A 26760-nucleotide genomic window follows, 5' to 3' on the forward strand; every position below is an offset into this window, starting at 1 on the left:
GATGGGTGCATGACGCAGACGCATCTCATCACGGGCGCGGGCTCGGGCATCGGACTCGCGATCGCGCGCCGGCTCGCCGACCGTGGCGACCGGCTCGTGCTCCTCGGCCGGAACGAGGCCCGCGCGGCCGAGCTCACGGAGCTCCTCCCGGACGCCGTCGGCGTCGCCGCGGACCTGCGCGAGCCCGCGGCCCTCGCCGGCGCGCTCGCGGACCGGCTGCCGGAGGCGATCGACACCGTCATCCACGGCGCGGGCGTCGTCGAGCTGGGTCCTGTTGCCGAGCTGCCCGTCGCCGCATGGACCGATCAGCTCACCGTCAACCTCATCGCCGCCGCCGAGCTCACCCGCCTCGCTCTGCCCGCGGTACGGGCCGCGCGCGGTCAGATCCTGTTCGTCAACTCCGGCGCCGGCCTCACGGCGCACCCGGCGTGGAGCGCCTACGCCGCGTCGAAGCACGGACTCAAGGCCCTCGCCGACGCGCTGCGCGGCGAGGAGGCCGCCCACGGCGTCCGCGTGACGACGGTATACCCGGGGCGGACCGCCACGCCGATGCAGGCGGAGGTGCACCGCCAGGAGGGCCGCGACTACGACCCCGCCGCCTTCATCGATCCCGAGTCGGTCGCGACGACCGTGCTCGCCGCCCTCGACCTGCCACGAGACGCCCTGGTCCCGGACGTGTCCGTGCGTCCCGGCCCCCGGTGACGTCGACGTGGCCGGCTCCGACCTTCCTCCCGGGCGTCACCTCGCACTGACCTGGGGCATCGCCGTTCCCTACGGGGGCATGACCACCGCCCTGCTCGATCGCAGCCGCCTCTTCGCCGAGGCCGGAACTCCGGTCGACGTGCTCACCCTCGACGACCGCGCGTTCCCCCTGCCGCCGGTCACCGACCCCGACGCCACGACGCCCGTGACGATTCGCAACCTCTACGACTGGCCACGGACCGGCGGCGTGCATCCCGGCACGGGGCTCCCCGACGCACCGCCCGCGCTCGATCCCGCGGACGACGGCGTCATCATCGATGAGGCGAACGACGTCATCCTCCGCCGCCTGCGGCTCGGCGCCGACGGCAAACCGGTGGACATCGACCACCTCCGCCCCGATGGCACGATCGCGCTGTCGGAACGACGGGTCGGCGCCCGGGGCCGCCTCCTCCTGGCCCGCGACGCCGACGGCCGACCGGTCCGCGCCTGGCGCCGACGCTACGACTTCTACGCCGACTGGCTCGACCACCTCGTGGGCGACGGCGAGGCGTTCCTCATCGTCGACAGCAAAACCGTTGCGCCCTTCGCGGCGGGATACCGGCGACGCCGGGTCACGACCGTGCACGTCATCCATGGCTCGCACCGGGGGCCGAAACCGGGCTCGGTGCGAGCATCGCGCCAGGCGGTGTTCTCGCGACTGACCGATTTCGACGCCGTCGCATTCGCCACCGACGCCCAGGCCGCCGACGTGAGGGCGATCGTGGGGCCGCGTCCGTTCCTGACGAGCGTCGCCCACCCGGTCTCGCTCATCGACGCCGCGACCCTGCCGACGGAGGCCGCACGAACCGGCGCCGTCGTCATCGCCCGGCTCGAAGCGATCAAGCGGGTGGAGGATGCCGTCGCGGCCATGCGCCTCGTGCACAGCGACGACGGACCGCGCGTCCCCCTCGACATCTACGGCACGGGTTCTCGCGCCGCCGAGCTCGCCGTCCTCGCCGAGGACGACGACGCGATCCGCTTCCACGGGCACACCGATGAGCCGGCAGCGGCCATGGCCACCGCCAGCGTCCTCCTGCTCACGAGCAGATCGGAGGCGTTCGGTCTGGTCCTCCTCGAGGCGATGGCCGCGGGCTGCCTCCCCATCGCCTACGACATCGCCTACGGACCGGCCGAGCTGATCCGCCACGGCGAGAACGGATGGCTCGTCGCGGACGGCGACGTCGGCGCCCTCGCGGACGCCGTGCGAGCCGCGGCCGAGCTCGACCCCGCCCGGCGGGCCGCGATGCGGGAGAACGCCCGAGCGACCGCATCCGAGTACAGCGACGCGCGCATCCGCCGCCGCTGGGCGAGCATCTTGCGCGCGGCTCGCCGCCGGGGGCGCACCCGCGGCGGACTGCGCCGGTTGTCGGCGGCGGCGCGTCGCGTCGTCGGCGACGTGCGGCGACGACTGCACCGCCCCGCCCGTTAGCCCGCTCTCCACCGGCTCGTCAAGGGGCACTCGGAAAAGCGGACGGCTGTTGCACCCTGTCGTGGCACGAGGGGAGGCGAGCGCCGCGATGGGAGAACTGAGATACGGATCGGACCTCATCGCCGTTGCCATGCCCGACGACATCCTCGCCCACCTCCAGCTCGTGGTCGCCGCCAAGCTCGGCGCGGGCGAAGGGTTCACGGTGAGCTGGAGACACAGCGACGGACAGGGGCGCAGCACGCTGTGGCTCGAGCGGTCGATCCCCCTCCGGTTCGACTTCGCGTCGCCTCATCCCGTCGCCACCGATCCGCGGCGGGTGCGGGCGATGCTCACCGAGGCCGCCGCGGTCACCGGGGTCTCCCTCGGCACGCTGCCGCTCGAGGCCCCATGACCGGCCTGCTCACCTCGCGGACCGGAACGCGCTGGCTCGTTGCGACTCCCGAGTACGCCGGCGTCACCGCCTACACCGGCGGGATCGGTCGCCACTACGCCGCGCTGCTCCCGGCCCTGGCTCGCCAGGGGGTCGCCGTCGACCTCGCGCTCGGGCTGAGGGACGATCTCGTGTCCGACGACCCGGGCGACGGGGTCAGGCTGGTCGATGGCGGCGTGCGTCGCGCCTACCGCGCTCATCACCATGACGTCGTCTTCGCTCCCGAGTGGGGTGGCCTGGCCGCGCCGCTCCCCCGCACGGCACCCCTGCTGACGAATCTGGCGACCGGCGTCCGCCTCGCCGACCAGGTGTCCGGGCTCACGCCGGGAGACCTGCCGATCGGGCAGCGGCTCGCCCGCCTGCGGCAAGCGTCGGCGGAACGGCATCAGCTGTACCGGTCCGCCGGTCTCATCGCCATCTCGCGGGCGATGCTCGAGCGCACCAGCGACCTGTACCCGGGCCTGCCGCCGGCTCGCGTTGTCCGCAACTGCATCGACGTCGACGCGGTCGCGGCCGCAGCGACGCGCGCGGCCGCACCCGACGGCTGGCCCGACGATGACGCGCCGGTCGTGCTCTTCCTCGGCCGTTCCGAGCGACGGAAGGGCGTCGAGGACGCTTTCGCGGCGTTCCGGCTCGTGCATGACGACGTGCCGGGCGCGCGCCTCGTCCTCGCCGGCGCGGGTGGGGATGCCCGGTACGAGCCGACGCGCGCCGCACTCCTCGAGATGCTGCCGCCGACGGCGCGCGACCGCGTGATCTGGCTCGGGCACGTGCCGGGCGAGGAGCTCTACGGAGCGATCTCACGAGCGGATGTCGTCATCTGCCCCTCTCGCTGGGAAGGCTTCGGCAACGTCGCCCTCGAGGTCAAGGCGATCGGCACGCCGCTCGTGGTGACTTCCGGCAGCGGATACGACGACTTCTGCACCGACGGCCAGGACTGCCAGAGCGTGCCGGCCGCCGACCCGGGACGTCTTGCCGCCGCGATCACCGTCGCCGTGCGGCATCCCGCCTGGGCACGGACACTCGCCGAGCATGCGCGCGCGCAGGTCGCCGATTTCGCCCCCGACCCCGTGGCCCGCGACCTGCTCGCTGCCGCGGCCGAGTTGCTCGCCGGCGCGGTCAGACCGAGGCTCGACGCCAGCCGTCGTCCTCGCGGGTGATCGCTCCGGCTCGCTCGAAGGCCTCCAGCCAGCCCGTCATGGGCCACTCGCCCCACTTCTCAGCGAAGAGGGCGCCGTTGCGCAGGATGTCGTCGAGGTGCTGCCAGGGCGGCGACGAGGTCTCGTGATGCTGGTGATAGGCGTCGGCGCCGCCGACCCAGATCATCGGGACGCCGGCGCGACGCAGGGAGAACGCGAAGTCGGTGTCTTCTCCCCCGTAGCCCTCGTACCGCTCGTCGAACCCGCCGACGGACCGCCACACGGCGATCGTGGTCGCGAACGAGAGCGACCAGAACAGCGGGTACTCCGCGGGCTCGGCACGTTGCAGGGTGCCGGCGGGCGGAGCCGGGCGCGCCGCGTGGGGCGCAGTGGCCGCGCGGAGGGACGCCGCGTCGAGCGCGGCCCTCGCGGGCAGATACGTCACCGGCCCGCACAGGACCGCATCGGGGTGCTGGGTCGCCGCGTCACGGTAGCGATCGACGAGCTCGGGCCCGGGGACGCAATCGGCGTCGAGAAAGACAAGCAGGCGCGCCCCGAGCGCCTCGGCTGCACGGGCGCCGGCGTTTCGCGCCGCCGCGAGCCGCAGACCGGCCGCCCCCGGGGGAACGCGCACCACGGACTCGGCGTCGAGGAGGGGCGCATCGTCGTCGCCGATCCAGACGACGACCCGCGGCACACCCGCCGTCGCGCGCAGCTGATTGCGCAGGTGCTCGAGGCGCGGTGCCGAGCAGAGCGTCACGATCGCCATGTCGCTCATGCACCGGCTCCCGCCGCCGCTTCGGCACGGACGATCTCCGCCGCGCGCTGCGCCGCTCCGTCGGCGCGCCACGCGGTCCATCCCTCGCCGCAGGCCGAGGCCTGGTCGAGCAGATCCGGCCAGCGCGCCGGCTCGGGCCACCGGGGCACGGCGACGGCGAGGCCCGACCGCCCGAGCGCCAGGGCGGTCGCCCGCTGCTCGGAGAACGGACGTTCCTGCGGGATGACGATCGCAGGTGCGCCCGCGGCGGCGAGATCGGCGACCGCGTTCTGACCGCACCACGACACGACGACGGCTGCCGTCGTCAACGCATCCCAGGGGTCGGCGGCCCACGCTCCGGAACCGGCGCCGAGCACACGCCACGGACGCCCCGACGCGCGCTCCGCGGCCGCGATGTCGTCGGCCGAGACGTCGGCGCCACCGCCGCCGCCGAGCAGGACGACCTCGTCGCCGCGCGGCTGCGCGGGCCGACGACGACCGGCGAACCGCGAGATCCCGCCGACGAACGCGACGCGGTCACCGAGCGAGGTCAGGTGCTCGGGAGCATAGATCTCCTCCGGCCAGGGCGCGATGACCCGCCGCGCCGCGGCATAAGCCAGCCGGTGCGGCTCGTCCGTGCGGTCACCGGGCTGCGTGATGATCACCACGGGCACGCCGAGGAGCCGGACGAACAACGTCACCTCGGCCGAGACGTCGACGACGAACGCGTCGATGTCGCCCGCCCCGACCGCTGCGGCGATGACCGCGAGCCGCGAACGGTGGCCGACGTGGTGCAACGGAGCCCAGTGGAGCAGGCCGCCCGCCGTCGGGTCATCGGCGGGGACGGCCGGTGCGGGCACGTCATCGCGGGCGAGCTCGACCCACGAGACGTTCGCGGGCAGCTCGGAGGGAGCCAGCATCGAGCTGAAACAGACGACGTCGACATCGAGGTGGGGCGCGATGGCGAGCATACGGGTCAGGTGGCCGCGACCATGATGGTGCACGTACCAGCCGATGCGCCCCGTCATGCCGGCAGCTCGGCTGGCGCCGCGCGCGTGCTCAGCGACGCGAAGATCTCCTCGAGCGCACTCGTTCGCGCGTCGAGCGAGAACCGCTCCACCGCCCGCCCCCGGACCGCGCGACGGAAGCGCGGATCACGGGCCTGCGGCCAGATCTCCGCCACGGCATCCGCCATCGCGGCGACGTCTCCGGCGCCCACGAGGCGCATCCCGACGGAGGCCGCCGCGATCTCGGGCACGCCGCCCACCGCGAAGCCGACGACGGGCGTCCCGCACATGAGGGCTTCCGGACCGACGAGCCCGAACGGCTCGGCCCACGCGGGAGTCGCGAGCGCGACGGCCGACCGACCGACGAGCGCGGCGAGTTCGTGAGGGGTGAGCTCACCGGCCAGCGTGACGTCGTCGCCGAGCAGCGGGCCGAGCACGTCGTCGGCGTACGCGCGGTCGCCGACACGACCGGCGATCGTGAGCCGTCGCCCGAGCGATCGGGCGACGGCCACGGCCAGGTGCGGGGCCTTCTCGGGAACGATGCGGCCGAACCAGACGAGGTCGTCGCCGCCCGGCCCTGCGGTCCAGACGCGGGGGTCGACGCCGTTGGCAAGCAGGGTCGAGGCGACACCCGCGTGCTGCCACTCCCGACGCGTGTGCTCGCTGACCGAGAGGAACGTGCTGCCCCGGCCCGCCGCGGCACGGTGGGCCCGCACGAAGTCATCGTCGACGGGCGTGTGCAGGGTCGTCACCATCGGCACGTCCAGCTGCGGTGCGAGCTGCAGCGGGAGGGCGTGCAGGCAGTGGTTCGAGATCACGTCGAAGTCCGCGGCCCGCGCGCCGATCGTCTCGAGGGCACGCCGGAGCATCGGCACGCTGAGGGTTTCGTAGGCGGGCGGATACGTCTTGTCGGTGCGCACCGCGTCGGCGTCCCAGCCCAGCTCGGGCATCTCCCAGATGCTGCCGGGCTCGACGTGGTCCGACCCGGTCACCGCGACGACGGTCACCTCGTGGCCTCGGGCGCGCAGAGCCTCGACCTCCGACCACACGGCGGCCTCGAGCCCGCCGGCGTGAGGCCTCCGGATCGGAAACCGGAGCGGCGCGATGACCGCGATGCGCAGCGGACGCCCCGTCACGAGGCACGCTCGCTGCGAAGACGGCGGTACAGCGCGGCATGCGCTTGCGCCGTCCCGGCATCCTGCTCGCGGCGACTGTCGCGACGCGCCTCGATGAGATCAGCCCGCGCGACCGAACCGGGACGGGCCGCCTCGTCGCACGACAGCAGCGTGCGCAATGAAGCGGTGAGCGTCTCCACATCGCCCGGGTGGAAGCTCGCGATCGAGTCGTCGTCATGCTGATCGGCGAAGTGGCCGACATCGGGGACGGCGACGGGGACGCCGAGGTCCCAGCAGAGCTCGAGCCAGCCGGAATGACTGCCGAAGCGGTAGGGCAGCACGCAGACGTCGAGTCCGCCGAGCGCCGTGTTCAGCGCGGCGTCGGGAAGTCGGCCCTGCTCGACGAGGACCGCGTAAGGGTGGCCGGCCACGGCCGCCCGCACCTCGTCGCGGGCGTCGTGATCGCGGACCGACCGGTGCATGCGGATCTCGGCGACAGCGTGATGGCCCTCATCGCGGAGGCGCTCGACCGCGGCGATCAGCGTTCGCGCGCTGGTCGGCCCATCGGTGCCGGGGCGGAGGTCCTTCAGGTGCATTCCGATCCGCAGCTCTTCGCTCACCGCGACGACCGACGGGGTCTCGCCCTCGCGCAGGATGGCGGGATGCGGCAGCACGACCGCCTCGCGTCCCCAGCGCTCGCGCACCTCGGCTGCGGCGCCTGCGGTGAGCGTCACGAGAGCGTCGACGCGCGGAATGAGCTCGTCGAGCTGGGCGGCGTACGGACCCTGGTCCGCGAGCTGGGGGTGAGTCAGATCGTGGACGGTGAAGACGACCGCCCAACCGGCGGCATGGGCCGCGTCGATGCACGCCGTCAGATGGCCCGCGGGGAAAGACTCGGTGCCGAAGTGCACGTGCAGGATGTCGGCACGATCGGCGTGCTGAAGAATCCAGTCGGGGTCGAGGGCGACGGGGGGCCACCACACGCCTTCGGCCGCGCCAGCCACCGGCGGGTCGGGCAGAAGCTCGATGCCCGCGGCGTGCGTGACACGCTGCACGTAGGGATGCCCGGCGGGCACCGCGACGACGCGCACGTCGGGCGCACCGGACATCTCGTCCAGGGGCGCACTGGCGGTGACGATGGTCACGGTCCTCCTTGCTGAAACCGCCGAAACGGGGGCGATCCGAGTCGGACGCTAGCCGAGCGGGACGCCCGGCGCCTCGCACTTGCGCGAACCACAGGCGACCGGTAACGATGACCGGATGCCCGTCGACACCCCTCCCCTGTGCCTCGTCTGGGGTCCTGCCGGACACGGAGTGACCGACTACGGCTCTGACGTCGCCGCCGCCGCGCACCGTCTCGACCCGGCCGTGCGCGCCACCGCCGTGACCGACCTCAGCGCCGTGCTGACAGCGGTCGCTCCCGACGAGCCCGTGCATCTGCACGCGACCGACCGCCTGCTCGGAGCGAGCCTGGAGGATGCCGCCGACGCGGTCGAAACGCTCTCGCGCGCCTGCCGGCTGACCCTGACACTGCACGATCTGCCGCAGCCGTCAGACGGCACGAAGTACGACCGCCGGGTCGCCGCCTATCGCCGTTTCTTCGCCGCCGCCGACGCCGTGGCCGTCAACAGCGAGCACGAGCGGCTGCTCGTGTCGGAGCACCTCGGCGACGACCTGCGGCCCGAGGTGATCCCGCTCGGAACCCGGCTCGCTCGCGCTCCTGAGCCGGGTCCCGCCGACGCCCCGGACCGACCCGGCGCCTCCGCCGACCTCATCGTGCTCATCGCGGGGTTCGTGTACCCCGGAAAGGGGCACGAGCCGGCCCTGCGCGCCGCCACCGCGGCAGTGAACGCGCTGCGTGCGTCGGGCCGACCGGTCGGCGAAGCGGTCGTCCGCGCTCTGGGTGCCGCCTCGCCGGGCCACGAGGGCGACGTCGCGACGCTCGAACGCTTGGCCGCCGACCTCGGCGGCCGCTTCGAGATCACCGGATTCCTCGACGACGCCGAGTTCGCCCGGCGGCTGCGCGAGCCCGGCATCCCGGTCGCCGCGCACGAGCACGTGTCGGCTTCGCGATCGATGCTCGACTGGATCGAAGCCGGACGTCGTCCGCTCGTCGTCCGGTCGCGCTACAGCGACGAGATGGACGGCCTGCGCCCCGGGACGACGGTTCTCTTCGACCCGGCGGAGCTGACCGGCCGCCTCGCGGAGGCGTGGGAGAACCCGGCCTCGACTCGTCTGGCCCCCGGGCATCCCCTGCGTCCCGACCTGGCCGACGTCGCTGGGTCGTACCTGAACTGGTGGCGCGGGATGTCGCGATGAGCTCGGGCCCACTGCCCGGCGAAGCCCTACCCGGCAACCGGTGGGACCTTCTCGACGGCCGATGGCCCGAACAGCCGCCGACCGTCTCGGTGATCGTCGCCCACTACCGCCAGCCCGAACAGCTCGCTCGGACGCTCGCCGCGCTGCGGTCGCAGGATCACCCGGCCGACCGGCTGCAGATCATCGTCGCGGACGATGGCTCGCCCGAGCCGCCCTCCGTTCCGGACGGGGTCGAGCTCGTCCGCCACGAGGACCGGGGCTTCCGGCTCGCGGCCGTCCGCAACCTCGGTGCCGCGGCGGCTCGCGGAGATGTCCTCGTGTTCCTCGATGCCGATACGGCCCCCGAGCCCGCCTTCATCCGCGAGCTGACCCGGCTGCCCGCACTCGCGCCGGACTGCGTCACGGTCGGGCGGCGCCGGCACGCAGACCTGCGCGGCGTCGACGCCGCCCGGCTCGCCGAAGAGGCGGCGCACACGGCCCTGCCCGAGCCGGAATGGCTCGCGGCGGAGTATCGCCGAACCGCGAACCTGCTCCGCGCTGACGACCGCAGCTATCGCCACGTCATCGGGGCTGTCATCGCGTGCTCGCGGGTGCTGTTCGACGCGACGGGAGGCTTCGACGAGTCGTTCACGTCGTATGGCGGGGAGGACTGGGAATGGACCTATCGCGCGTGGCTGCGCGGCGCGCTGCTCGCCCACGTGCCCGCAGCCGTGGCGTGGCACGACGGACCGGATGCCGCCGGACGCGATGAAGGCGCGGTGGCGCGCCGCAACGCGGAGACCATCCGGCTCAGCGACCTCATTCCCGTCGCCGGTTCCGCCGGCCGGGGCCTGCGGCCCACCCACCCCGACATCGCGATCACCGCGCCGCCGCGCGCGAGCGACGGGCAGCGGTTCCTCGCCATCGACAGCGTGCTCGCGGCTCTGGGGCCGGCTGCGGGGCGCGCCGCCGTGCTTCCGGAGGAATCCGAGCCGGATCCCGCGTTCGATCGCGTCCGGATCATCATCGAGCTGCTCCGCCCGGTCCGCATCGACGCCGACGACGACGTCCTCACCGCCGCACTGGCTCGCGTCGACGGCGAAGGCCTCGGCGAGCTGACCCTGTGCTCCCCCGACAGCGAGCCCCTCCTGCGGGTCATCTCGGTGCGCGCCCGCGCGCGGAGCGACCGCTGGCGCCGTGGGGATCTCTTCCCGACCGCGTCGGTGACGACGCGTGCGATCCGCGTCGTCACCGACGAGCCCGATCTCGCCGCCTACCTGGGCGGCTGGGGCTGACCCGGGCTCACTCCGCCGGGTAGCGGGCGGCGCGCAGCACGCGCGCGAGATGCGCCGCATTGCGTGCGAGAGTGGCGGTCGTCGAGGCGACCGGGTCGGGGGTCTTCTCCAGATCCTTGAAGTCGACGGTCTGCATCGCCTCGCCGTTCCAATACGTGCCGCCCTGTGCGGGGATCGTGAACCCGACGTCGTTCAGCCCCTGGAAGAGGTCGGCGGTGGCCTTGTGCGCGCCGTCCTCGTTGCCGACCACGGCCACCACGGCGACGCGGTCGAAGAGGATCGGCCGACCGGCGTCGTCCGTCTCGGAGAGTTCGGCGTCGAGGCGCTCGAGCACGCGCTGCGCGAGGCTCGAGGCGTGTCCCATCCAGATGGGCGTCCCGACGACGAGGATGTCGGCGGCGAGGATCTGCTCTCGAACGGAGGGCCACTCGTCTCCGTCCCCCATGTCGGTCTCGACGCCCGGCGCGATGTTCAGGTCGGCGATGCGCACCTGCGTGCCCGAGGCGCCGTGCTCGGCGAGGGCGTCGAGCACCTGCTGCAGCATGAGCTGCGTGCTCGACTCCGCAGGCGCGGGCTTCAGCGTGCAGTTGAGGGCGACGACCCGGAGCGGGGCGTCGGAAGCGGGCATGTCTGTCGTCATGGCGAGTCCTTTCGTCTGCCGCCATCGTCGGCGACGCCCCGCGGTGGGCGACAGGCTGTTGACAGCGCGACGTCAGGCCGGAACAGCGGCATCCCACCACCGCAGCACGCGCAGGGCGACCATCGTCAGCCAGGGCGACGGCTCGCCCGCGGCGACATCGATGTCGAACCAGATGCGTCCCGCGAGCGGCGTCCCCTGATGCCAGGTGCCGTCGGCGGCGCGCGCATTCCGCACCATGTCGATCGCCTCCGCCAGCCGCGGATCGGGTGCGGCGTTTTCGAGAAGCGCGGCGGCGCGGAAATGATCGAGGGCGACGAGCGCGCTGTAGCGGTGGCGATTGGGATAGACGAACTCCGTCACGAAGTCGCCGACGGGCTCGCCGGTCGAGGCGCGGAAGGCGAGCCGGCGCGACAGCAGGTACTCCTCCCCGCGGTGCCGGCTCTCGCGGAGGGCCGGGTCGCCCGTGATCTGCTCCAACGCGAGCATGCCGCGCAGAGCGTTGAGCGTCGAGTGGAATGACCCGCGCACCGATCGCCCCTCCTCCGCCTCGCAGTTCCACCCGCCGTCGGCCAGCTGGTGCTCGCGGAACCACCGCGCCAGGCCGCTCATGTCGACGCCGAGCCAGGCGCCCGTCGCGAGCGTGAAGGAATTGATGCAGACGTCGATCTCGCCGTCCCAGTACGGCAGGTCGTCGTACTCCCACCGGCTGTTACGTCGCAGCCGTTCCGCGGTGTCGCCGAGGACGGCGGCATCCAGACCCCACTCCCGCAGATCCTTCAGGGTCCAGGTGGTCGCCGTCCAGGGCTGTCCCGGCGCGCGGGCCTCCGGACTGTCGAAGAACCCCGCGGGGAAGTACGCGCCGCCCTCCCACTGACCGTCGTCGCCCTGCTCCCGCAGGAGGCGTGCGCCGTTGCCCTCTGTCGCGACGCGAGCCCGCGTGGCCTGCCACACGGATGGCGGAGCGTCGGCGAGATCACGCTCCACCTGCCAGCGCAGCGACGGGTCGGTGTCCAGAAGCCACGCCAGCGTGCCGTCCGTGTCGGTCATGCGGTCATTGTCGCGCGGCTCAGCCCTCCTGCGCGAGCACCGCGACACCGCGCGGGGCGATCGCGACGGCATCCGCGGAACCTCGCTCGGCGGCACCCGCGATCAGGTCACCCGCTGCGGCCACCACCACCTCGGCGTCGGTGCGGTTCGCGAGGAACACGAAGCGCCCACCCTCGTGGCGGCGGATGATCACGTCGACGTCGCCGTCGGCCGCGAGGGGGTCTGCCGCGAGCGCCGGGATGTCGCTGGCCAGGCGCCGCACGACGTCCGCGGCACCGGCGCGACCGATCGCAGCCGACACGTACGTCGCGCTGCCTCCGCTGCCCTGGCCGCTTCGGCGTCGGGTCACGGCCGGGGCGCCGTCGAGGTCGCCGCTGGCATAGGCGTCGAGCACCTCGACATCGGGTTCGACGCGCGCGATGCGCTCGCTCCAGTCGCGGACGACCGTGCCGGAGGCGAGGGATGCCGTCTCCCCCGGCAGCATCGGCACGAACTCCTCGATCGTGATGCCGAGCAGGTCGCGCAGCGCGCCAGGGTACCCGCCGAGCCACACCCGGTCGTTCTCGTCGACCACACCCGAGAAGTACGTCGTCACGAGGTGCCCGCCACCGGCGACGAAGGCGGTCAGGCGCTCGCGCAGCGCCGCCGGCACGACGTGGAGCATCGGCGCGACGACCACCTCGTAGTCACCGAGGTCGGCCGCGACGGGCACGACGTCGACGCGCACGCCGAGGTCGAGGAGCGCTCGGTACCACAGCAGCGTCTCGTCGTCGTAGGCGGGCGACTCGGAGGGGTGCGAGTCGCGTCCGCTGACCCACCACGACTCGTAGTCGAACACGAGCGCCACGCGCGCCCGCTCGCGCCGGCTGCCGGTGACCGGCGCCAGGTCGCGCAGCTGCGAGCCGAGGTCGACCACATCGCGGAACACCCGGCTCTCGGCGCCGGCGTGCGGGACCATGCCGGAGTGGTAGCGCTCACCCCCGGCGCGGGACTGCCGCCACTGGAAGTAGCAGACCGCGTCTGCCCCGTGCCCGACGTGGGTCAGAGCGTCGCGGACCAGCTCGCCGGGCCGCTTGGGCGGATTCACGGCGCGCCAGTTCACCGCGCTCGGCGCGTGCTCCATGAGGAACCACGGCCGGCCGCCGGCGATGTTGCCCGTGAGGTTCGACCAGAACGACAGGTCGTCGCGCCCGAGCTCGCTCGGGCGCAGGTAGTGGTCGTTCGACACGAAGTCGACGTCGCCGACCCACGAGGGGTAGTCGATGTCGCGGACGTTCTGGGCGACCATGAAGTTCGTCGTGCGCGGGATGCCGGGCGTCACCTCGGCGAGCACCGCGTTCTCGGCGCGCAGGTGGTCGCGCACGGCATCCGACGAGAAGCGCTCGAAGTCGAGCTGCTGTCCGGGGTTGCGCTGCGTCGGCGCGGCACGCGGGGGCAGGATCTCGTCCCACTCCTCGTAGTGCTGCGACCAGAACGCCGTGCCCCAGGCCTCGTTGAGCGCGTCGAGGGTCGTGTAGCGCGCCTGCAGCCACACCCGGAAGGCCCGGGCGGCGTCATCCGAGAAGTCGTAGAGGTTGTGGCAGCCGAGCTCGTTCGAGATGTGCCAGGCGACGAGAGCAGGGTGATCGGCGTAGCGCTCGGCGAGCGCACGCGTCAGCCGCAGCGCGTACTCGCGGAAGACCGGCGACGTCGGCCGCCAGTGCTGACGCGACCCCGGCCAGAGGGTCGTTCCGTCGATCGTCTGCGGCAGGATCTCGGGATGCCGCTTCGCGAGCCACGGCGGCGGGGACGCGGTCGCCGTGGCGAGGTCGACGTCGATGCCGTTGGCGTGCAGCAGATCGATGATCTCGTCGAGCCAGCCGAAGTCCCACTCGCCCGGGCGCGGCTCGAGCAGCGCCCAGGAGAAGATGCCGAGCGAGACGATGTTGACGCCGGCCTCGCGCATGAGCCGGACGTCCTCGTCCCACACCTCGCGGGGCCACTGCTCGGGGTTGTAGTCGGCGCCGTAGCGCATCCGTCCCGGGCCGAGCGCCCCGTCCTTCACCCAGCGGTAGGTCGTGTCATCCGTTGCCATGCGATCAGCGTAGACCGAAACACGTGCAGATGCACGGGATTGATGTGTTCTACGCTCGGGTCATGCCATCCGACGCCCCTCACCCCCGTGGGCCGTACGCGAAGAGCGCGGCCCGGCGTGCGGAGATCGTGGCGTCGGCGACCGTCGTGTTCGGCACCCACGGCTACCGCGGCGGGTCGCTCCGGCAGATCGCCAAGCAGCTCGATCTGAGTCTCACCACCGTGATGCACCACTTCCCCACGAAGGTCTCGCTGCTGGCGGCCGTCCTCGAGCAGGAGGATGCCGCCGACACCGACTTCCCCGCGCGCGCAGCCCGCGACGGGTTCATCCCGAGCGTGCTGGCGATCGTCGAGCGCAACCTCGCCCGGCGCGAGCTCGTGCGCATGTTCTCGATCGTGTCGGCCGAGGCGACGCACCCCGAGCACGAGGCGCACGCGTGGCTGCTCGAGCGCTACCGCGCGGTCACCGAGACGTACGCCGCGGCCATCGCCGACGATCGCGCCCGCGGCCGACTCGATGCGGACGACGACCCTCGAGCCCTGGCCGACCTCGTGATCAGCGGGTGGGAGGGCATCCAGATCCGCTGGCTGACCGACGACACCGACCCCGTCGCCGCGATGCGCCTGCTGCTCGTCGGCCTGCTGCGGCCCCGCGCCTGAGCCGATACATTCGTCGGACTGGCGGGGCTGATGTGGCCTCGGCGCCCGCTGCAGGCGACACCAGCACCACCGGTCCGACGGCTGTATCGCCGCTTCTGGGTTCGGCGATCAGCCTCGATCGGCGATCATGCGCCCGTAGCCCTCGACGAACGTCGGGAACGTCAAGTCGAGCATCGCCGCGAGGCGCGAGCCGTCGAGCACCTTGCCGCGGTCAGCGTCGGGTTCGACCTCCGCGCGCGGCGGAGCGTCGACCCCGAGGCGATCCGCGATGAACTCGACCACCTCGCCGAGGGTCGCGGGTCGCCGGTCGACGCCGTGCAGAAGCGCAGGCGGCGCGTCCGCGTCGAGCAGCTGCGCGATCGCGCGCACGAGGTCGACCTCGTGGATGCGGTTGGTGCGACGCTCGTAGTCGACCGGCTCACCCGCGAGCACCTGCCGGATCAGCCGCTCACGTCCGGGGCCGTAGATCCCGGCGGGCCGCACGACGATCGCGTCGAACATCTCGCGGGCCGCATGCTCGCCGTCGACGAGCTGTTCGCCGCGCGTGCTCGTCGGCCGGGGCTCGTCGTCCTCGTCGAGGGGACGCTCCGGACCCCACCCCTCGAAGACCCGCGTCGACGACACGAATACGGTGCGCTCGGGCGGCTTCGGCAGCGCTCGCGCGATGCGCTCCAGCGCGGCGCGGTAGAAGCCGGGGTCATCCCCCGGTGGAAGGGTGACGACCATCGCGTCGACCGCGGGCAACGTCGTGTCGAGGGGCGCTGCGAGGTCGGCGACGATCGGCGTGAACGCAGGCCGGATGCCGCCGGCGCTCCGCCGGATCGCGACGACCTCCTGCCCCGCATCGACGAGACTCTCGCCGAGGCGAGTGGCGACCTTGCCGGATCCGACCAGGAGCGTACGTCGAGCAGTCATGCCCCCCATCCTCCCAGGGTGCGCCGGGGCCGGGGCCGGGGCCGGCTCGGGCTGGGGCCTCACAGATCCACGCCTCGCGACCCGAGGTCGCGGGTCAGGATCCCGACCCCCGCGGCGGAATCAGATCTCATCCCGCGGTTCGCTAGTCTGCGAGCGTGGCACAGAGCGCATCCCGAAACGAAATCGGATATATCGACCTTCCCCTGGACCCGTCGAGCGGCAGCGACCAACTCGGAATCGGTCATTACTACGATGGGCTCGCGGATTTTGTTCGACGCTGCCAAACCCCGATGACGATCGCCGTTCAAGGAGACTGGGGAACCGGCAAGACGACGGCGCTCAATTTCATCAGCAACCGCCTCGCCGGTTCCCGCGACGCCGCCGCCGGTGCCGTGAAGGTCATCGAATTCAACACGTGGCTCTACTCTCAGTTCGATCTCGGCGACTCGCTCGTCTTCTCGCTCGCACACGAGATCCTCCGCCCTATCGCCACGGCGTCTCAGAAGGCCAAAAAGCTCTTGCCGTTCCTGGGCGCCCTCGCCACCGGTGTGGCTGTCGGCGGCGCGAAGTCCATGGCGAAGTTCGCTCAGGTGGAGGGCGTGATGGATGCCGCCCTAACGGTACTCACCGACGCCGCAACTCCTGACGGGGAACCCGACTACATCTCTCGGCTCAAGCGCATCCGCGCGGATTTCGGAGACGCCGTCGAGCAGTACTGCAAGAGCGAGAAGGTCGATCGCATTGTGATCCTGATCGACGATCTGGATCGCGTGGAGCCGGGGCGCGCCATCGAGATCCTGGAGAGTCTGAAGCTCTTCTTCGAGGTCAAGCAGTGCGTTTTCGTGCTCGCCGTCGACTTCGAGGTGGTTGTCCGGGGAGTCCGCGTCAAGTACGGAAACGACGTCGATCCTCGCAAAGCGCGACAGTACTTCGACAAGATCATCCAGGTGCCCTTCTCGATGCCTGTCGGGTCGTATGACGTCCGCGGTCTGATTGGAGACGCACTTCAGCTCGAACCCGGCGCATCCGAAGAGGTCGTGCAGATCGTGCGGGCCACCATGGGCACAAACCCTCGTGCGATCAAACGACTACTCAACTCCTTCGAACTCTTGAAGCTCGTCTCGCCCGCACATCGTACGCACGAGCTGGAGCAGACGATGGTGGTCATGCTGTGCGCTCAAACCGCGTATCCGAAGCTGCACGATCGCATCGTCGACGCGGTGTACTCGACAAACATCGAGATCGACACGGAGGAATCCGTTCAGCTCGACATCCTCAGCGAGAGCCTGCTGTCAGACCTGGACGACGAGCAACGCGCGCGCCTCTTCGAGGACCTCGAGATCTCGCTGCGAGAACAAGCCGCCTTCATTCATTTCCATGCTCTGCTCGCGCGGCACCTGAGCGACACCGACGGCTTCACCGACTTCGTCCAGCTCCGAGACGCGGTGCAACTGACGCAGGTGACGGCGGTCGAGACGCCGCGGCGGGTCGACCGCGCCGACGGGGCGGCCCTACGCCCGGCGTCCATGGAGGAGATCGAGGCGCTCGTGAAGAAGCGCTCGCGCGCCACGACCGCCACCGCGGTAACCGACATCCTCGCGAACCTCGAACAACGCCTACAGCAGGCCGAGAAGCCGGTCTGCTGGCTCGTCCAGCCGGAGCTCCGCTACCTCGTGCTCTACGCGTCCGGTGACGCTTCGGAGATCATGAGTGCCGCACCTCGCGTGCGGCCCCGTGTGGCGGCACTGAGCTACAGCCGCAAGGGCTTCAGGCTGAGCTTCGGACGTCGTGTCGCGCTGAGGGACGGCGGTGCGACACACGGAGCCGAATGGGACGCGTTGGTCCGCGGGCTCGGGCCGGCACACGTCCGTGATGCGGGAATGGTCCTGCGCGAATCTCCGTCAGGGTACCCACTGAACGTTGAAGTGACCGCGCTGGCATCGTCCGACTCCGTCGTCGAACTGTTGACCGAGATCTACGACATCTCGCGATCGCTGCGGTGATTCCGACACCCGATTCGCTGCGCGAACGAAGAAGCCCCGGCGGACCGGGGCTTCTTTCGTGGCGGAGACGGAGGGATTTGAACCCTCGGTCCCCTTACGGGGACTCCACCTTAGCAGGGTGGTGCACTAGGCCTGACTATGCGACGTCTCCACGGCATCCGACGCGAGACGGCGCGGATGCACCCGGCAATCATAGCCCGGACTGCCTCAGGCTCCGAATCGAGGGCCGGAGAGCACCCCGGCTCACCGGGAGCTGACGGTACAGGTGACCTGCGCCGCCGTCTGGCCCGTGACCGACTCCGGCAGCACGACCGGTCCGCCCGCCTCGGGCGCGTCCGTCGCGGGCGCGTCCGGCGTCGCCGCCGGGTCGGCGGGCGCTGCGGAATCGGTCGGAGCGGGCGTGGGAGGAGCCGCCTCGCCGACGACCTCGGTGCCGTAGCCGTCACTCGTCGACCCGCTCAGCTGCACCGGCTGGTTCGCGGCGAGCGCGTCGAACAGCACCTTGGCGGCGCTCTCGACCGGCTGCACACGTGATCCGCCGTTGACGTAGGCCGTGGGGTACTGCACGAACACGATGTCCTCGTAGGGCACGCTGCGCATGGCGAGGGCGATCTGTACCATCCGCTGCGGGCTCGACAGCGACGAGCTCAGCTTGATCTGCCCGCTGGCGACCTGGTCGACGGCGGTGGTGGCGAGATTGAGCAGCGCCGTGGGGTTTCCGAGCACCCCGTCGGACTGCAGCTTGCGCACCATCGAGCTCATGAACTGCTGCTGGTTCGAGATCCGGCCGAGGTCGGATCCGTCGCCGATCGCGTACCGCGTGCGGAGGAACTGCAGCGCTTCCGTGCCCTGGAGGGTGTGGTTGCCCTTAGTCAGGCTCAGCCCCGTGTGAGAGTCGTTGACGTCATCCGACACGCAGACGTCGACGCCGCCGATCGCGTCGGACATGTTGATGACGCCGGTCCAGCGGGTCGCGGCGGCGAATTGGATGTCGATCCCGGTCAGCTCTTCGATCGTGCTGACGGAGCACGCGAGACCGCCGTACATGTACGAGACGTTGAGCATCTGCGCACTCATCGCCGAGTACTGGGTGCCGTCCTCACCGGTGCAGGCGGGGATGGGAACGATCATGTCGCGCGGGAACGAGATGACCGTCACGCGCCGCGGCTCGTCGCTGATGTGCACGAGCATCGTCACATCGTTGCGCTCACCGTCGGTGTCCTTCGCCTGGCAGGCGGACGAGAGCTCGGCGTTCGCGCCCTCGCACGAGTCGGTGCCGACCACGAGCATGTTCACGCCGCCCTCGATCTCGCCGATCGTCGGGGGGAGCTGCGAGTCGTCGTCGCCGATCGAGACGCCGGCATCGGCCACGACCTGCGTGGCGTTCCACACGTAGAAGCCGCCGACGGCGACACCGCTCACGACCACGACGGCGACCATGACGCCGAGCACCGCCAGGATCTGGGTCAGCGGGTTCGGCGACCGCAGCTGGCCGTGCCGGGCGACGGGACGACGACGGCGCCGCGACGCCTTCGCATCGGAACGTGCGCTCACGGGTGTCCTCTCGACGAGCCGGCGAGGAGTGCGTTCGGGTGCGCGCTCTTCGCGTCGCGCAGGCACTCCCGGTGACCGACTCATCATAGGGACGGATGTCTGGAAAGTCCGTGAGCGCCCCGGACATGCGAGGCGGTGACGCCCCCCATTCAGCCGCCACCGCCCGACATGTCGCCGTGCTCACCTGCACGCTAACCAGCCGCGAGCGGGCAACCGGCCGGAACGGGACGAGACTGGTAACCGCTCCCAGGGGCGAGTCGCGACCGGCGGTCAGGCGGGTTCGAGCAGACCGCGCTCGGCGACGAGCTCCGTGGCGAGCACCTTGTACCCCTGCGATTCGAAGAACACGGTGACACGGTCGTCCTCGACGGCCATCACGGTTCCCTCACCCCACTCGTGGTGGCGCACGACGTCGTCGACGCGGAAGGGACCGTCGGCGTGATCACCCCGTTCCTCCGAGGTTTCCTCGCGCGCCGCTCGGTCGTTCGCGGATGCCGCGCACGTGTCGCAGTTCTCGCACGGCTCGACGTAGTCCTGCCCGAAGTATCCGAGCAGCGTCGCCCGCCGGCACCGACGGGTCTCGGCATAGCTGCGGAGCATCTCGATACGGGAGGCGTCGATGCGTTCCCGCTCGGCCGACCTCTCCAACGCAGCGTCGACGGCGCGCTCCACGGTCATCCCCCGCCGCAGCGCGACCCCGGCGCGACTCGTCCGCATCGCGCCCGCATCGACGAGAACCGTCAGCAGCGCGGTCACGCGACGGGTCGACAGCCCGCCGGCCGCGGCGATCTCGGCGCGCGACCGCGTCGCGCCGGCGATGGCGTCGACGAGTCGCTTGAGCTCGCCCCGCTTCGGTGCCGACGCCGCGAAGAAACGTCGCAGCGACAGGTCTTCGGGCCGATAGTGAAGCGTCGCCGTCGCGGGCTCGCCGTCGCGGCCGGCGCGACCGAGCTCCTGGTAGTAGGCGTCGATGGAGTCGGGGATGTCGGCGTGGACGACGAAGCGCACGTCGGCCTTATCGATCCCCATCCCGAACGCGGAGGTGGCGACCACGACCTCGACCTCGCCGTCGTGGAACGCCTCGTGCACCCCGTGCCGCTCCTTCGCCGACAGGCCGGCGTGGTACGCGACGGCGTTGATCCCTCGTTCCTGCAGCGCCTCGGCGTACTCCTCGGTGCCGCGCCGGGTGGCGGTGTACAGCAGCCCCGGCTTGGGCAGCTCCACTACCTCGTCGATCACGGCGTCGCGCTTGCCCGACTTCTCGGAGTGACGGCGGACGTTCAGCTCGATGTTCGGCCGGTCGACGTCGCCCACGAGGATGGCCGGGTCGTCCATGCCGAGCCGCTCGATGATCTCGGTGCGGACGGGGCTGGTGGCCGTCGCCGTCATCGCGAGGATCGGCGGTCGCCCCAGACGCTCGGAGACCTCGCCGAGCATCAGGTAGTCCGGGCGGAAGTCGTGTCCCCAGGCTGCGATGCAGTGCGCCTCGTCCACGACCAGCAGCGAGACCCCGGCCTTGGCGAGCTCGGCGACGACGTCATCCTTCGCGAGCTGTTCGGGCGCGAGCAGGACGTACGAGGCCTCTCCCGACCGGATCGCGTCCCAGGCCTCGCGCTGGGCGCGCGCGCCACGGCTCGAGTTCAGGGCGACGCCGTCGGGCGCATCGGGTGCCTCCTCGATGCGCGCGAGCTGGTCCTCCTGCAGCGCGATGAGGGGCGAGACGATCGCGGTCAGGCCGGGCCGGAGAGCCGCAGCGACCTGGTAGACGGCCGACTTCCCCGCACCCGTCGCCCAGACGACCAGCACGTCTCGCCCGGCGACCGCCGCCTCGATCGCATCGAGCTGCTGCGGGCGCAGCTCCTCGATGCCGAAGGACTCTCGGGCGACACGGGCGATCTCGTCGGGCTGCACCGATTCAGTCCATCGCGCCCGCTGCCACAGCGCACGCCGGTTGCGCCGGCGCTTCCGGTGTGGAAGGCGCGTCGTCGGCGGGCAGCCCGCGCCGCTGCACACGGTCATAGGACGGCTGGCGCAGCGCGCGCACCCAGGGGTAGACCCGCGCGCCGGGCAGCACCCGCCGTCCGGCGTCGAATCGAGGCTGATCGCCGGGCCATGCAGCGCGCGTCAGCCGCAGGAGCACGAACGGACGCCACGGGCCGAGCGGTGAGGCGAACGAGAGCACGAGCCGCCAGTCCGCGGCATCCGGGCCGCCGTCCACGGTCGTCGCCGAGAGCAGCACCGGACCGCGACGACCGCGGTAGGGCAGCAGGATGCCGAAGCGTGCGCGCTCGGGCCGGCGCAGGGGCAGCAGCGCGTAGCGCAGCGGCACGCCCCGTCCTGTCGAGGCGAACTCGATGTCGCCGGCGTCGACCTCCGGTGATGCGGATTCGCCCGAGAGGCGCAGAGCGAGCCCGAAGATGTCGGGCAGGGCGTCCGGCAGCCCCACGGAACGCGACAGTCGGGCGACGACCCTCGCCTCACCCGACTGCGGTGGCTCGTCGATCCACGAGATGCCCGACCGGCGCTCGGGCCCGACCCAGCGGACCGTGCCCGTCAGCATCGTGCCGCGCACGTGGATCGGGCGCGGTCGACGCAGCATCAGCAGAGCGCCGAAGAACCCGCGGAGCAGCATTCCGGCGCCGCGGGCGAGAGGTGCTCGAGGAAGAGCTGTCATAGCACCACCGAACCCGATTTCCCGCATCTTGCGCACAGGGGTTGCGTTCGGACGTCGATGCGCTATGAGATCGCTCCCACTACACTCGGGGACGCCCTTCCGGACGCCATGTGAACAGCCCCACGCTCTCCCACCCGACGCCGCGACGCGACATCCAGGGCCTCCGGGCCCTCGCCGTCCTCGCGGTCATCGGCGCGCACGCGGTCGGCTGGTCACGTGGCGGATTCGTCGGGGTCGACGTGTTCTTCGTCGTCTCCGGCTTCCTCATCACCGGCGCGCTGCTGCGCGAGGCGCAGCTGACGGGCGGCATCCGCCTCGCCGCCTTCGCCGGTCGGCGCGCCCGCCGCATCCTGCCCCTCGCGGTCGTCGTACTCATCGCCACAGCGGCGAGCGCCTTCGTCGTCTTCAATCGCCCGCGCGCCGAGCAGACGCTCCTCGACGCCCTCTGGTCGGCGGGGCTCGCCGCGAACTGGCGATTCACCGCGGTCGGCACCGATTACTTCCACGCCGACGACGCGGTCTCGCCGCTTCAGCACTTCTGGTCGCTCGCGGTCGAGGAGCAGTTCTACCTCGCCTGGCCGCTGCTCCTCCTACTGACCGTCTCGCTCCTGCCTGCCGCCCGCCGTCGCGGTGCGGCGGCGACCGGGGCCGTGGCCGTGCTCGCAGCGGTCGTCGTCGCCGCATCGTTCGCGTGGGCGCTGCTGCAGAGCGCGGATGCCGCCGTCCCGGCCTACTTCTCCACCTTCACCCGCGCGTGGGAGCTGGCCGTCGGGGCGCTCATCGCCGCGGCGGTGCCGCTGCTGCGCCGCATCCCGCCCGTCGTCGGCGGACTCGTGTCGTGGATCGGTGTCGGGGGCCTCATCGTGGCCTTCGCCGTCATCGATCCCGAGGCGGGCGGATTCCCGGCTCCGTGGGCCGCCCTTCCCGTCGCCGCGACGGCGCTCGTTCTCGCCGGCGGCGTGCCGGGCGACCCGCGGCACCGGCATCTCTTTCCGCTGACGAACCCGGTGAGCGTCTTCGCGGGCGACGTGTCGTACTCGCTGTATCTGTGGCACTTCCCGGTCATCGTGTTCGCCGCGGTGCTGCTGCCCGCCCGAGAGGCCACGACGGCGCTCGTGCTGGCGATCACCCTCGTCCTGGCCGTGGCGTCGTACCACCTCGTCGAACGGCCGTTCCGGTTCGCGCCGTACGGCCGGCCGGTCGGCGGCGAATCGGCCGAGACGCCGCCCGAGGATGCCGCCGCCGCGCTGGTGCCCACAGCGGTGCGCGCTGCCGAGCTGGTTCGGGATGCCGCTCCAGCACCGGCTCCACGCGCGCTCAGCACCCGCCCCGCGGGCTGGACTCCCGGGACGCGGTACTACCCCGGGGCGCCCTCGGCCACGTCTACGAGCCCGTCGAGCGGCGCTCCTGAGTTGAGCCGCGCGGACCTCGGCGACGGCCCGGGCGTTCCGGAGGTTCCAGCGCCGCGCGCCATCGCAAGCCCCGAACCCGCCCCCGCCGCCGCGCCCGAGCCGGTGCCCGCTTCTGCGCCCTGGGCCGCGTGGCGCGCCCGCTTCGGCCCGCCGGCGCTGCTCGCGGCATCCGGGCTCGGCATCGCCGCCCTGGCCGTCGTGCTCGTCGTCCAGAACGTCTTCGGCGGCCTCACGGCATCGCTCGTCGCCTTCCCGCCCGCGGGCGCCGCCGACGCCGCGAGCGACGCGGCGGACGCGGACCCCGGCGACCCGATCGCCGCCCTGCAGGCCGAGCTCGCCTCGGCCGCGACCGCGACCGAGTGGCCCCAGCTGCATCCCTCGCTCGACGAGGTCATGACCCGGTCGTCGGCGAGCAACCCGGCTCGCGACTGCTTCTCGCCCGAGGTGTCGCCGACCGCCGCGGGCTGCTCCACGGGCAGCTCCGACGCCCCGGTCCACGTCTATCTCGTCGGCGATTCGACCGCGATGGCCTACGCCCCGGCGTTCCGCAAGCTCGCCGACGACAGCGACGGCGGCATCCGCGTGACGACCGTCGGCCTCTACGGATGCCGTTTCACCGACGTCGCGGTGCAGAACGACGGCGCCGGCGTCATGACGGCATGCCCGCAGCGCAAGGCCGATGTCCGCGCCATGATCCTCGCCGACGCGCCCACCCTCGTCGTGATGTCGAACGCGTACACGCTCGGCCACACCCCCGACGGCGCCGACCTCTCGGCCGATGCGCTGCTCGCCGCCCAGGAGGCCGAAGCCGACACCTACGGGATGCCGGGCCGCATCGTGCACCTCGCGCCGCCGCCGGAGGGCGCCGATCTCGGGCGCTGTTACTCCCCCGCCGCCTCGCCGTACGGATGCGCGGCCGGCGTCTCGAGCACGTGGGGCCAGATGGAGTCGGCGGCCGAGCAGGTGGCGGCCGCATCCGGCAACCACGCGGTGAGCTCACTGCCCTTCACCTGCTGGGAGCTCGTCTGCCCCGCTTTCGCGGGCGACATCCCGACGCGGTACGACCGCACGCACCTGACCGTCGCGTACGCGGAGCACATCGTGCCCGCGCTGCGCGCCGAACTCGCCGCTCGCGGGCTGCTCTAGCCCGCGGAGCGAGACGCGGACGGGAGCCTTCATCCGTTTGGATGAACTTCGGGCCGTAATGCGCGGGGCACGTGCCACGGACGGCAGATCCTTCGCCCGACGCCGGTCGTGGTTTCGCCCGCGTTTCCGGGCGTCGGCAGCACCGGATCGTCGCGTCGGAGGCGGCCGCCAGCGACTCGCGCGTCCAGAGCAGCGCGAGCGGAGGACTAGCTTGAGGTGCCCGCTCGACGTGGCTGCTCTGGGGGCGCCACCTGACGACGCTCGTCGTGTCTGCGTGGCATCACACCGTTCAATCTGGAGATCCGCATGACCACCACTCCGCCGCCCTTCGGCGCGCCCGAAGCGCAGCCCGCCCCTTACTACCCGCCTCAGCCCGCGGGGGTGATGCCGACGAAGCAGCGCAACATCGTCGGCATCGTCGCGCTCGCGATCTCCGCCGTCGGATTCATCTTCGCGTGCGTGCCCGCTGCACTGATCCTGGGCTGGATCCTCCTGCCGGCCGGCTTCATCCTGGGCATCGTCGCCGTCTGCCTGTCGGGCCGCGTCAAGTGGCAGGGGCTGACGGCGATCATCGTCTCGGTCGTGGGAACCATCGTCGGCTTCCTCGTCTTCACCTTCGTCGTCGCCACCGCGCTCTCGGACGCTGTCGATGAGGCGACGGGCGGAAGCACGACCGTGAACGAGGCCCCGGCAGGTGCCGCGCCGCAGGACGAAACGGCCGACGAGGCCACGAGCGACGCCCCTACCGGCACGCGCGAGGACCCCCTGCCGTTCAGCGCCTCGATCAGCAACAACGACTGGGACGTGATCCTCAACTCGTTCGAGCGCAACGGAAACGACGCTGTGATGGCCGGGAACTCGTTCAACACGGAACCCGGCGAGGGCACCCAGTACGTCATCCTCGACATGACAGCCACCTACAAGGGGAGCGGCGACGGTAGTTCTGCACTTGTCCAGGTCGAGTACGTCGCGGCGGACGGCACCGTCATCTCGACCTGGGACAACTTCGTCTCCGGTGTCGAGCCCACCTTCGGCACGGCGAGCTTGCTGGCAGGCGCCTCAGACACCGGCAAGCAGGTGTACCTCGTACCGTCCTCGCTCGATGGCCTCATCCGCGTGACGCCGGGAATCCTCGCCGACGAGGTCTACTTCCAGCTTCCGTGACCGTCAGCTGTTCGGCTGGGTACGTCGCCGTGCCCGGCCGAACGGGGCTATCCGCGGGCAGAGCCCCAGCTCTCACGCGAGGGGGAATCCGGCGGCGGCCGCGTCCCGCTCAATTCACGCGTTCGTCTCGCCGTGTCGACAACGAGCGACAGCCTGTCCAGCCCCGCCGATCCGGCCTCCACATGTCGCCAGGTTCGCGGGTCGGCGCGCGCATGCCCGATAGCGTTCATCATCAGCTCGAGCTCGCGCTTGTCCAACCCGGGGTGGCCGTCAACGTCATCCGGTCCCAGCAGCGTCGCGAGGAGAGCGAAGTCGCCGAGATGTCGGGCGCGGTTCCGGTCGAGCGGGACGGTGTAGGCGGCCGCCTTCGCGATCAAGGCGCCGAGAAGAGACGGCCGCGGCGCGCTTCCCACACGGTCTCCGATTCGCACCTGCACCGTTTCTGTTCGATTTACGGCCTTCTGTGCGCCAGGCGTTTCGATCGTCCGGCCGCCACCAACGCCAGTTCTGTTTGCCGCAACCGGCCCGAGATGCCGAGGGATGAGCACGTCGACAGCCGCTGCACCCTTGCGCCACCGGTGCTGAACTCCTGAACCGGTTGTCTCTGCTTCGAAACCGCGTCGGCTCAACGCGGCGGTGAAGACGCGAAGGATTTCCGGCTCCGACCGCACATCGAGGACAGTGTCTGCGTCGTCTGTAGGTCGCGCCATCGCAACACCTCGTTCGGCGCACCAGAGGTGCACCATTTGGCCTCCGACGATGGTCCAACCCGTCGCGAGCTCCTCATAGATGTCGAGCAAGGTCAGCCACGCTTGCTCCTGCGCCACAGTCATTGTCGGCAAGTCGATCATGTCAACCGTCGCCCACCTGTTTCCTGAAAAGCACGAGAGCTTGCTGCGCTTCCCGCGCTCCGCCTTCAGATAGGTCGGCCACGACGGCGAGCCAGGGCAGAGGGCGAGGCACTGGACCATCTACTGCTCGAAGAACGACATTCTCCGGGCCGACTGCAGGCAGCAGCAGGTGCTTCCTCTTGACGCTTTCAAGATCGAGCGAGTGAACGTACCCTTCTGCGAACTGGGCCGTGGACATCCCCGCCCGCGGATCGCTCGCCCCCGTCGCGATGACACGAGGGTCACCACCCACTCGGCTGGGCTCGGGGCCGGACAACCGCGACCGAACCGCCCGTCGCGCGAGGCTGGAGCGTATGACCGGCAGCGGGTCGGGGCTGTCCCGCAACTTTCGCCATCGCGATCGCAGACGG

At 71.5% G+C, this 26760-nt stretch carries 22 protein-coding genes and 1 tRNA gene; 10 read left to right on the forward strand and 13 right to left on the reverse strand.

Annotated features, from left to right (window positions below; translation table 11 throughout):
* The first annotated feature begins 9 nt into the window (after nt 1-9).
* From ACI2K6_RS06315 to ACI2K6_RS06330, 4 genes are all read left to right on the forward strand, one after another.
* Entirely contained in the window at nt 10-702 is a 693-nt protein-coding gene (locus ACI2K6_RS06315; protein ID WP_323987250.1) for an SDR family oxidoreductase, read from the forward strand.
* 79 nt (nt 703-781) lie between these two features.
* Nucleotides 782-2170, forward strand: coding sequence for a glycosyltransferase (locus tag ACI2K6_RS06320; protein ID WP_404568278.1), 1389 nt, complete (start codon nt 782-784; stop codon nt 2168-2170).
* Nucleotides 2171-2258: 88 nt separating this feature from the next.
* Nucleotides 2259-2561: a hypothetical protein gene (locus tag ACI2K6_RS06325; RefSeq protein ID WP_404568279.1), complete on the forward strand. Its 303-nt coding sequence runs from the start codon at nt 2259-2261 to the stop codon at nt 2559-2561.
* Nucleotides 2558-3760: a glycosyltransferase family 4 protein gene (locus ACI2K6_RS06330; RefSeq protein WP_404568280.1), complete on the forward strand. Its 1203-nt coding sequence runs from the start codon at nt 2558-2560 to the stop codon at nt 3758-3760. Before ACI2K6_RS06325 ends, ACI2K6_RS06330 begins: the two co-directional genes overlap by 4 nt.
* On the opposite strand, the gene ACI2K6_RS06335 is transcribed toward ACI2K6_RS06330, so the two are convergent.
* Genes ACI2K6_RS06335 through ACI2K6_RS06350 form a run of 4 tightly spaced genes read right to left on the reverse strand, consistent with a single transcriptional unit; the run spans nt 3720 to nt 7763 of the window.
* Complete coding sequence (locus ACI2K6_RS06335; RefSeq protein ID WP_274178378.1) at nt 3720-4517, reverse strand: galactosyltransferase-related protein; 798 nt, start codon at nt 4515-4517, stop codon at nt 3720-3722. The two genes, ACI2K6_RS06330 and ACI2K6_RS06335, sit on opposite strands and share 41 nt — an antisense overlap.
* Entirely contained in the window at nt 4514-5524 is a 1011-nt protein-coding gene (locus ACI2K6_RS06340; protein ID WP_404568281.1) for a glycosyltransferase, read from the reverse strand. Before ACI2K6_RS06340 ends, ACI2K6_RS06335 begins: the two co-directional genes overlap by 4 nt.
* Nucleotides 5521-6639 (reverse strand): glycosyltransferase, encoded by a 1119-nt coding sequence (locus ACI2K6_RS06345; protein WP_323987247.1) that lies wholly within the window; start codon nt 6637-6639, stop codon nt 5521-5523. Before ACI2K6_RS06345 ends, ACI2K6_RS06340 begins: the two co-directional genes overlap by 4 nt.
* Nucleotides 6636-7763 (reverse strand): hypothetical protein, encoded by a 1128-nt coding sequence (locus ACI2K6_RS06350; protein WP_274178375.1) that lies wholly within the window; start codon nt 7761-7763, stop codon nt 6636-6638. Before ACI2K6_RS06350 ends, ACI2K6_RS06345 begins: the two co-directional genes overlap by 4 nt.
* A gap of 115 nt (nt 7764-7878) precedes the next feature.
* On the opposite strand from ACI2K6_RS06350, the gene ACI2K6_RS06355 reads away from it, so the two are divergent.
* Nucleotides 7879-8937, forward strand: a complete 1059-nt coding sequence (locus tag ACI2K6_RS06355) for a hypothetical protein (protein ID WP_354451296.1) — start codon at nt 7879-7881, stop codon at nt 8935-8937.
* Entirely contained in the window at nt 8934-10211 is a 1278-nt protein-coding gene (locus ACI2K6_RS06360) for a glycosyltransferase family 2 protein (RefSeq protein ID WP_404568282.1), read from the forward strand. Before ACI2K6_RS06355 ends, ACI2K6_RS06360 begins: the two co-directional genes overlap by 4 nt.
* A gap of 7 nt (nt 10212-10218) precedes the next feature.
* Here the strand turns inward: ACI2K6_RS06360 and ACI2K6_RS06365 are convergent, their stop codons facing one another.
* The 3 genes from ACI2K6_RS06365 to ACI2K6_RS06375 all read right to left on the reverse strand — a co-directional run bounded on the left by ACI2K6_RS06365 (nt 10219) and on the right by ACI2K6_RS06375 (nt 13972).
* Complete coding sequence (locus ACI2K6_RS06365) at nt 10219-10851, reverse strand: flavodoxin family protein (protein WP_282502058.1); 633 nt, start codon at nt 10849-10851, stop codon at nt 10219-10221.
* A 72-nt stretch (nt 10852-10923) separates the two neighbouring features.
* Nucleotides 10924-11898: a squalene cyclase gene (locus ACI2K6_RS06370; RefSeq protein ID WP_404568283.1), complete on the reverse strand. Its 975-nt coding sequence runs from the start codon at nt 11896-11898 to the stop codon at nt 10924-10926.
* 19 nt (nt 11899-11917) lie between these two features.
* Nucleotides 11918-13972: a beta-galactosidase gene (locus ACI2K6_RS06375; RefSeq protein WP_404568284.1), complete on the reverse strand. Its 2055-nt coding sequence runs from the start codon at nt 13970-13972 to the stop codon at nt 11918-11920.
* Between the two features lie 62 nt (nt 13973-14034).
* Here ACI2K6_RS06375 and ACI2K6_RS06380 point away from each other — a divergent pair, with 62 nt between their 5' ends.
* On the forward strand, nt 14035-14631 hold the full coding sequence (locus ACI2K6_RS06380) for a TetR/AcrR family transcriptional regulator (RefSeq protein WP_274178369.1): 597 nt from the start codon (nt 14035-14037) through the stop codon (nt 14629-14631).
* Nucleotides 14632-14739: 108 nt separating this feature from the next.
* Here the strand turns inward: ACI2K6_RS06380 and ACI2K6_RS06385 are convergent, their stop codons facing one another.
* Nucleotides 14740-15546 (reverse strand): sugar nucleotide-binding protein, encoded by an 807-nt coding sequence (locus tag ACI2K6_RS06385; protein WP_274178368.1) that lies wholly within the window; start codon nt 15544-15546, stop codon nt 14740-14742.
* Between the two features lie 155 nt (nt 15547-15701).
* Between ACI2K6_RS06385 and ACI2K6_RS06390 the strand changes: the two genes are divergently transcribed.
* A complete protein-coding gene (locus ACI2K6_RS06390; protein WP_404568285.1) occupies nt 15702-17549 on the forward strand; it encodes a P-loop NTPase fold protein in 1848 nt (615 codons plus the stop codon).
* Between the two features lie 59 nt (nt 17550-17608).
* Here ACI2K6_RS06390 and ACI2K6_RS06395 read toward each other — a convergent pair.
* The 4 genes from ACI2K6_RS06395 to ACI2K6_RS06410 form a co-directional block, all read right to left on the reverse strand.
* Nucleotides 17609-17700, reverse strand: a tRNA-Ser gene (locus tag ACI2K6_RS06395).
* Nucleotides 17701-17792: 92 nt separating this feature from the next.
* Nucleotides 17793-19103 carry an LCP family protein gene (locus tag ACI2K6_RS06400; protein WP_282502054.1) on the reverse strand — a complete coding sequence of 437 codons (1311 nt, stop codon included), beginning with the start codon at nt 19101-19103 and terminating at the stop codon, nt 17793-17795.
* 270 nt (nt 19104-19373) lie between these two features.
* Nucleotides 19374-21014: a RecQ family ATP-dependent DNA helicase gene (locus ACI2K6_RS06405; RefSeq protein ID WP_282502053.1), complete on the reverse strand. Its 1641-nt coding sequence runs from the start codon at nt 21012-21014 to the stop codon at nt 19374-19376.
* Between the two features lie 4 nt (nt 21015-21018).
* Nucleotides 21019-21777, reverse strand: a complete 759-nt coding sequence (locus ACI2K6_RS06410) for a hypothetical protein (RefSeq protein WP_282502052.1) — start codon at nt 21775-21777, stop codon at nt 21019-21021.
* Nucleotides 21778-21887: 110 nt separating this feature from the next.
* Here ACI2K6_RS06410 and ACI2K6_RS06415 point away from each other — a divergent pair, with 110 nt between their 5' ends.
* Nucleotides 21888-24335, forward strand: a complete 2448-nt coding sequence (locus tag ACI2K6_RS06415) for an acyltransferase family protein (RefSeq protein WP_404568286.1) — start codon at nt 21888-21890, stop codon at nt 24333-24335.
* A 306-nt stretch (nt 24336-24641) separates the two neighbouring features.
* Nucleotides 24642-25499, forward strand: a complete 858-nt coding sequence (locus ACI2K6_RS06420; RefSeq protein ID WP_282502050.1) for a hypothetical protein — start codon at nt 24642-24644, stop codon at nt 25497-25499.
* Between the two features lie 47 nt (nt 25500-25546).
* On the opposite strand, the gene ACI2K6_RS06425 is transcribed toward ACI2K6_RS06420, so the two are convergent.
* Nucleotides 25547-26350: a hypothetical protein gene (locus tag ACI2K6_RS06425; RefSeq protein WP_274178361.1), complete on the reverse strand. Its 804-nt coding sequence runs from the start codon at nt 26348-26350 to the stop codon at nt 25547-25549.
* Between the last annotated feature and the right edge of the window lie 410 nt (nt 26351-26760).

The sequence above is a fragment of the Microbacterium sp. NPDC006705 genome, from assembly GCF_044903545.1.
Lineage (GTDB): Bacteria > Actinomycetota > Actinomycetes > Actinomycetales > Microbacteriaceae > Microbacterium > Microbacterium plantarum.